This is a genomic window from Synechococcus sp. H55.9 (assembly GCF_047462355.1).
Classification (GTDB): Bacteria; Cyanobacteriota; Cyanobacteriia; order Thermostichales; family Thermostichaceae; genus Thermostichus.
Map to the genome: position 1 here is coordinate 9288 of NZ_JANSJB010000065.1, position 5299 is coordinate 14586.

At 52.6% G+C, this 5299-nt stretch carries 6 protein-coding genes; 4 read left to right on the plus strand and 2 right to left on the minus strand.

Features of this window, described 5'->3' with window-relative positions:
• A partial coding sequence (gene csx2, locus NW857_RS09215; protein WP_414368741.1) for a TIGR02221 family CRISPR-associated protein occupies positions 1 to 957 on the minus strand: 957 nt, incomplete at its 3' end.
• 175 nt (positions 958 to 1132) lie between these two features.
• Between csx2 and NW857_RS09220 the strand changes: the two genes are divergently transcribed.
• Together NW857_RS09220 and NW857_RS09225 are read left to right on the plus strand one after the other, a co-directional pair.
• Positions 1133 to 1717, plus strand: coding sequence for a Uma2 family endonuclease (locus tag NW857_RS09220; RefSeq protein WP_414348575.1), 585 nt, complete (start codon positions 1133 to 1135; stop codon positions 1715 to 1717).
• A gap of 127 nt (positions 1718 to 1844) precedes the next feature.
• Positions 1845 to 2444 carry a Uma2 family endonuclease gene (locus tag NW857_RS09225; protein ID WP_414368743.1) on the plus strand — a complete coding sequence of 200 codons (600 nt, stop codon included), beginning with the start codon at positions 1845 to 1847 and terminating at the stop codon, positions 2442 to 2444.
• 90 nt (positions 2445 to 2534) lie between these two features.
• On the opposite strand, the gene NW857_RS09230 is transcribed toward NW857_RS09225, so the two are convergent.
• On the minus strand, positions 2535 to 3095 hold the full coding sequence (locus tag NW857_RS09230; RefSeq protein WP_414368745.1) for a formylmethanofuran dehydrogenase subunit E family protein: 561 nt from the start codon (positions 3093 to 3095) through the stop codon (positions 2535 to 2537).
• A gap of 367 nt (positions 3096 to 3462) precedes the next feature.
• Here NW857_RS09230 and cas6 point away from each other — a divergent pair, with 367 nt between their 5' ends.
• Together cas6 and NW857_RS09240 are read left to right on the plus strand one after the other, a co-directional pair.
• The gene (gene cas6 / locus NW857_RS09235) at positions 3463 to 4104 is read left to right on the plus strand and encodes a type I-MYXAN CRISPR-associated protein Cas6/Cmx6 (RefSeq protein ID WP_414337101.1); all 642 of its coding nucleotides are present in this window, start codon (positions 3463 to 3465) and stop codon (positions 4102 to 4104) included.
• Positions 4105 to 4117: 13 nt separating this feature from the next.
• Positions 4118 to 5299: CRISPR-associated endonuclease Cas3'' (locus NW857_RS09240; protein ID WP_414368747.1), on the plus strand; the 1182-nt coding region annotated here is incomplete at its 3' end.

The following is a 5299-nucleotide window of genomic DNA, read 5'->3' on the forward strand; positions in this document are numbered from 1 at the left end:
TTGGATCCCCTCACAGAGGCAAAGGGCAGAAACCACCCACTCGCGGGCCAAGAGAAGGGCTTGGGTGGTGAAGCGCTTTTCCACATACCAGCGCAGCAGTTGAAAGTGCTTTTGAACTTGAGCTCGGCGATCCTCCTTCTGGCCTGCCGGCAGCGCCAGTTGGCTGTAGCTGTCTTGAATGCTTTGCAGCAGCAGGCCAAAGGGCTTGGCAAATTGGCCCACCTCTTCTGCCAACTCCTGGGTAGAGTGCTTTTGCAACCTGGGCAGGTCATCCTCCAAAAGGCTCACCGGCCTCACCAGCTCCAGGCAACGGGAGATGTCGCGGATGGCTTGTCCAAAGCTCTGCAGCCGGGTGGGCCTGGGATCCCCTTTGCCGGGCTTTTGCTGCCGGTAAAAGTCCCGTTGAACCCTGTCCAAAAGCTGCCCCAGCTCCAGGGCTGAGCCGGTGCTGATGAACTTGTCGGTGGCCGTCAGCCAGTCCAAAAGCCGAAGGGCGGGGGTGAGATCGATAATGGGGGTTTCTGCCTGACCAGGGCGGTAGAGGCCGTAGTAGAGCCCCTGGATCTCGACATTTTTGGCCTTGCGCAAAAGGGCAGCTCCCAAGAGCACCAGCAGGGGGATGGAGCGAAAGGCGTGGGTGATATCGAAAAACAGCCGGGTGTTGGGCTCGATGCTATCAACCAGCACGTCGAAGATGGCCCAGGTCTCCGCCTCGGTTTTGCCTTCGGGAATGGCCTTGGCCACCTTCTCCACATGGGGCGGTAGATCTTCCTGCAGGCGGCTCCAGTGCTTGGCGCGGGCCTCTTCCGTCAGCAGGAGGATAATTCTGTCAATCTCAAAGAGCTGGCAGAGGGCTTTGGCAACGTAGCAGGTTTTCTCTGCCCGCCGCTCCCCAAAACAATACACCGTCTCGGTGTAATCGCCGGTGCCCAGGGTGGTCAAAAGGGTTTTAGCCATAGGGATCCTCGCGGTTGGGTCTGCAAAGCATCAAAGCACAACCGCCTGCAAGCTACCGCAACCTGGAAGCCCCCCCTTCACGAAAACAAGACGCCTTTTCCCAAGCAGTGAAGGTGGAAGGAGCCCGGAGTTAGCCTAGAAAGCAGTTGGCCTCTAGAACGATGAGGATCTGGGCATGCTCTCGACCGAACAGCTATCGATTTCTCATCAAAAACTCACTCCCGAACAGTTTCTTGCTTTGCCAGAGGAAGATATTACCTACGAGCTGGTCGATGGACAAGCTGTTCCCAAAGATGCGCCGATGTCCCCTCAGAGATTTCATGCCTCTCTGCAGAAGCGATTGCTTTTCATTCTGGATGCGTGGTGTCAGGGCAAGGGAGATGTATATACAGAGCTGGCAATTGTTTTGCAAAGGCAGGGTCAGAAGTGGCTTCCCGTTCCTGATTTGCTCTATGTTTCGTTTGAACGCTGGCCGGAGCAGCAGGTGGAAGACGGCCCTTGTCCAACAGCTCCCGAACTGGTGGTTGAGATTCTTTCACCGGGTCAGAGTTTTGGGGCTGTGGTTCAAAAAGCAGCAGATTACCTGCAGGCCGGGATCCTGCGCGTTTGGATTGTGGATCCGCAGGCCAAGAGCATCACCGTCTTCTACCCCGATGCCCCGCCAAAGACCTTTACGGGATCCCAAGCCATCCAAGATGACTTCTTGCCAGGTCTAGCAGTTATCACCCAGGATGTGTTTGCTCAAGCGCGGATCCCTTAGTGGGTGAGCTGAGTTTACAATTGAGTGCGGTTATCTTTGCAGACACTCACTCCAAGAGATTGAGGCAGATCGAGAGAGAATTGGCTTGAGCAGGAACTTGGTTATTCTCAGCAAGGAGGGCTCTCTTGTGACGGCAACTACAGAGTTGTTGACTCCAGATCAAAAACTTACTCCCGAACAATTTCTTGCCCTGCCAGAGGAAGATATTACCTACGAGCTGGTCGATGGACAAGCTGTTCTCAAATATGAACCCATGTCGCCAAAGCGCTTCCACGCTCGTCTCCAGCCCATCCTGTGGCGAATCCTTGAGGACTGGTGCTCCGCTGCTGAGTGTCCCAAGCCGGGATCCGCTCATACTGAATGGGCAATTGTCCTAACCCGACATGCGGAGCCCTGGATCCCGATCCCGGATATCACCTACATCTCCAATGAGCGATTGCCAATTGAGGCCATGGCCGATGAGCCTTGTTCCGCCATTCCCGAGCTGGTGGTTGAGATTCTTTCACCGGGTCAGAGTTTTGGGGCTGTGGTTCAAAAAGCAGCAGATTACCTGCAGGCCGGGATCCTGCGCGTTTGGATTGTGGATCCGCAGGCCAAGAGCATCACCGTCTTCTACCCCGATGCCCCGCCGCAGACATTTGCAGGATCCCAGGCCATCCAAGACGATTGCTTGCCGGGCTTGAAGGTTGTTCCCCAGGATGTGTTTGCCCAAGCGCGGATCCCTTAGTGGGTTTAGTGCAAATAGCGTGAAACAGCCTGCTAGTTTATCTCCAGGCCATTGACAAATGCTGAAGGGATCCCAAAACAAGATTTCCTGCTAGGGGCTAATCGTGAAGCGGAAGAGCTTCTCATCGGCCAGTTGGAGAACTTCCTGGCCTGCAGCCGCCAGTTGTTCCGGGGGCAAATTCCGGTATTGGGCGATAAACTCAGGCAAAACTTGAAACTCCACCCGCTTGCCGGTCTCTCGGTGGATCACCACACTGCGCATCTTGTCGAGGGAGCCAACTTCCACCAGCTTCAAGTTCAGTTTGCCCAAACTGGCTCCTGTTGCAGCGTGCAAGCCATCCACAATACACACAAACGGGATCTCCGGCGGCGACTCGTGAATAACCTCCACCAAAAAACGGTTCCTAGAAGTGTGGGGAGTTGGATCCATTAAGCCTAGCTCCGCAAGGGCGCGCATCCCCATGCGATAGCCGATCACTGCCCAAGGGCCGGCTCCGCCATGGATTTCTGTTACTCTCTGAACTGCTATCGCCGTCGAGTCACTTCCAGAAAAAGAACTCGGATGAGCTGTTGCTGGTGCTCCCAAAGCTAGCTGAAGCGCGATCAGTAGAAGAGAAAACGGCTGCGGCTTGGCAACGAAGAACAAGTTCATAGGCAGTGCAGTGGGGAGACATGAAAAGCAGAAAGATGCTAAGCCATCCTAAGCCCTGCCCCTTGAGCCTGCCTATGCAGGGGCGGGGGATCCAACAGCCTTCTGAGAACTATTCCCAGAACTGACTCACAGATGCAGTGAGCCGAGAACGATGATATTGTCGAAGGTAAGCCTCCGGGCGTTGAGCACCCTTAAATGGCCGTTGTGGTCAGAAGTGCTTTGCTGGTGGCAGCAGGCTCTAACACCCCTGACTGCCCTATCCACTGATCGCCTTAGGGCGCTGTCTATCACTTGACAAGGGATAAGAGCCCCCAGTAACCTCCTTTCTGGGATGTCTTAAATTGCGGTTGTACGCGGAGCCAGACCAATGACTGCTGAGGCTTCACCACCTGACTCAACAGACTTCCTTACCCTCGTAGTAGACTTGTGCCTGCCTGTACGAGGAGCCACGCTCCCGGCAGATCATGGATACGGCTTATTGGCGGCACTGTGTCACCGAGTGCCGATGTTGCATCGGAATCCCTGCGTCGGTATTTTGACAACAGCAGGGATCAGAGATAGACAAGGCAAAATCCTACTAACTCCACACTCCCACATTAGGATTCGACTACCTATCGAGGCAGTGGCGGAGGTGTACAAGCTAGCCGGTAAACAATTGAAGATTGGATCTCATGAGGTACAGCTAGGGATCCCTAAGATTTTTACTCTCAAACCAAGTACTTCCCTGAAAGCTCGAATCGTTACGATCAAGGGCTACACTGAGCCGGATACATTTGCCCAAGCTGCTCAGGCTCAGCTAGAGAAGCTAAAGATTTCAGGCCAGGTAACAGTACTGCAAGATAAAACCGGAAAGCCTCTGCGTAAAACCTTAAGAATCAAGGGGCATACAATCATAGGTTTCTCAACATTGGTAGAGAACTTACAAGAGGAAGATTCAATTCGTCTGCAGCAAGTAGGCCTAGGTGGCCGACGGCGCATGGGCTGCGGATTCTTTTTACCTTACAAGTAAGAAGAGATCTACAATGTTTAAGTTTTTACTGGCAAAATCTCTGGAGAAGCGGGATCCCAGCCGCCAATCCGAAGAAGAGTACGCTCAAGCAAAAGGCGCTGCTAAGCTTACAGGTCATGTTACGGCTGTATTATCAGCGGCTGAAGTTCTTTCAGAGCATCTAGGAGAGACTATTCAGCAGCAGTTGAGGTTGAAGGACGCAAGTCGTCTGAAATCTATTGTTAAGCTGGGATCTTATTTACATGATTGGGGCAAGGCAAACCAACATTTCCAAGAGATGATTTATCTCAAGTCATCAATTCTAGATGCCGAATCAAAAGCAAGACTTGAGAAGGCTTGGAGGGCTCACAATAAGCAACAACTTATTCGACATGAATTTTTAAGCGGCATACTCGCCTTACAGGTTAGCCCATTTCGGGAGTGGCTACGGAAAGCATTTACCGAAGAGGAGCTGCTCTTGGCTACTTGGGCAGCAATCGGACATCATCTCAAGGCAGGAGTGGATTTACAGGGCAAGGAATCACACAAAATTACAGAGTTGCCGGATGGCACAGGAACTGAGGTTCGTATTTACACTGACCATCGGGATTTTCAATCCATATTGAGACTGGGATCCCAGAAACTTGGACTGCCAGAAGAGATTCCAGATGTACCTTCGGCAAATTGGAAAAAAGAACAGCTAGAAGAGCATTTACATACCTTGGCAAATCAGTTCCGAGACTTTGCCAAAAGTCTAAGCTCAGATCAGCGGGCATTGGTGGCGGCGGCTAAAGCCACAGTCATCGCTGCAGATCTGGCAGGATCGATCTTGCCATCAGAGGGAGAAAACCTACAGGATTGGATCTCTAATACCCTGAGTTTGGTTCTTCAGGAAAGCGAACTAGAGCAACTAGTTACCCAGAAACTAGGGGGAAATTCTCTACGACCCTTCCAAGAGCAAATTGCTAATACCCGCTGTCGGGTAACACTGGTAAAAGCAGGCTGTGGTACGGGGAAAACCTTAGGAGCCTATGCTTGGGCAAAAAAGTGGGCAGTGGGAAAGCGGCTGTTTTTTGGCTACCCTACCACTGGAACAGCTACTCAGGGCTACCTAGACTATGCCGAGGGATCCCCAATAGAAAAAATGCTGATGCACTCGCGGGCAGACTTAGATCGAGAACTGCTGCTAACCGGAGAGGGCGAAAAAGATGAGGCA